This is a genomic window from Zobellella denitrificans, assembly GCF_002237365.1.
GTDB lineage: Bacteria > Pseudomonadota > Gammaproteobacteria > Enterobacterales > Aeromonadaceae > Oceanimonas > Oceanimonas denitrificans.
This window is the reverse complement of the sequence record NZ_NMUO01000199.1, coordinates 1-893: the sequence shown is the minus strand read 5'-3', so window position 1 is coordinate 893 and position 893 is coordinate 1. Positions and strand designations below refer to the sequence as shown.

The window sequence follows — 893 nt, the reverse complement described above, 5'->3', positions numbered from 1 at the left end:
GTTGTTAATGTCTGGCAATGGCAAGCAGGGTAAGGATATTAGGAAGTGGCAGGTGGACGCGGATATGGTTAAAAGGAGGCGGCGAAGGCCTGGCGGAGCTGCCCCAGCCGTTCCCGCTGGCGACCCAGCTCCTGCTGCTGCCGCTCCAGTTGCCGGCGCACCTGCTCCCCCAGGGCGGGGCTCAGCCAAAGGTGCTGTTCGAGCCGCCGTTCCAGGCCCTGGCGCTGTCCGGCCAGCCAGCCCAGGTAGTGGTCCAGCTCGTCGATGCGCTCATCGAGCTGCGCCAGGCGGGCGGCCAGGTGGGCCGCCGGCCAGGCCCGGGACTGCAGGGCCGACGGCCGCGGGTAGGACTCCAGCACCGGCTCGTACTGATCCAGGCTGCCGCCCAGGTTGCGGATTTCCCGCTCGGTGAAGCTGCTGTCCGGCAGGCGGGGCTGGCGGTAAAGCACCTCACCGGCGGCGTTGCGACAGGGTCGCAGGCCCTCGCGCTCGGTCACCGGCTGGCCGGCTTCGTCCAGGTAGAGCTGGTAGCCCTGTTCGTCCAGGGCCGGCACCACCGGATCCGCGTCCTGGGCCAGGCGCTGCTGCCAGCTGTCCACCAGCTCGGCCACCAGGGCCGGGCTGAAGCCGGGGTCGGCGGCGATATGCTCGTGCAGCCAGGCCGCCAGGCGGGGATATTGATCCGGCTGCTGCCACAGGCAGTGGGGCAGCAGCCAGGCGTCGAGCAGGCCGGCTTCCTTTTCGCCGTTGCAATAGGCGGACACCCGGAGCAGCTTGACCAGCTTGCGCCAGCGCCGGTCGGAGACGGCGATCTCCTGCTCGGCCAGGAAGGCGCGCAGGCTGGTGAGCAGCCGCACCAGGGCCGGGGCCAGGGGCAGGCGGCCGGCCAGCTC

General features: G+C 70.7%; 1 pseudogene. It reads right to left on the bottom strand.

Annotated elements, in window-relative coordinates:
• Positions 1 to 68 precede the first annotated feature (68 nt).
• Positions 69 to 893 (bottom strand): annotated as a pseudogene (locus CGX12_RS19325) (AAA family ATPase); the annotation flags it as partial.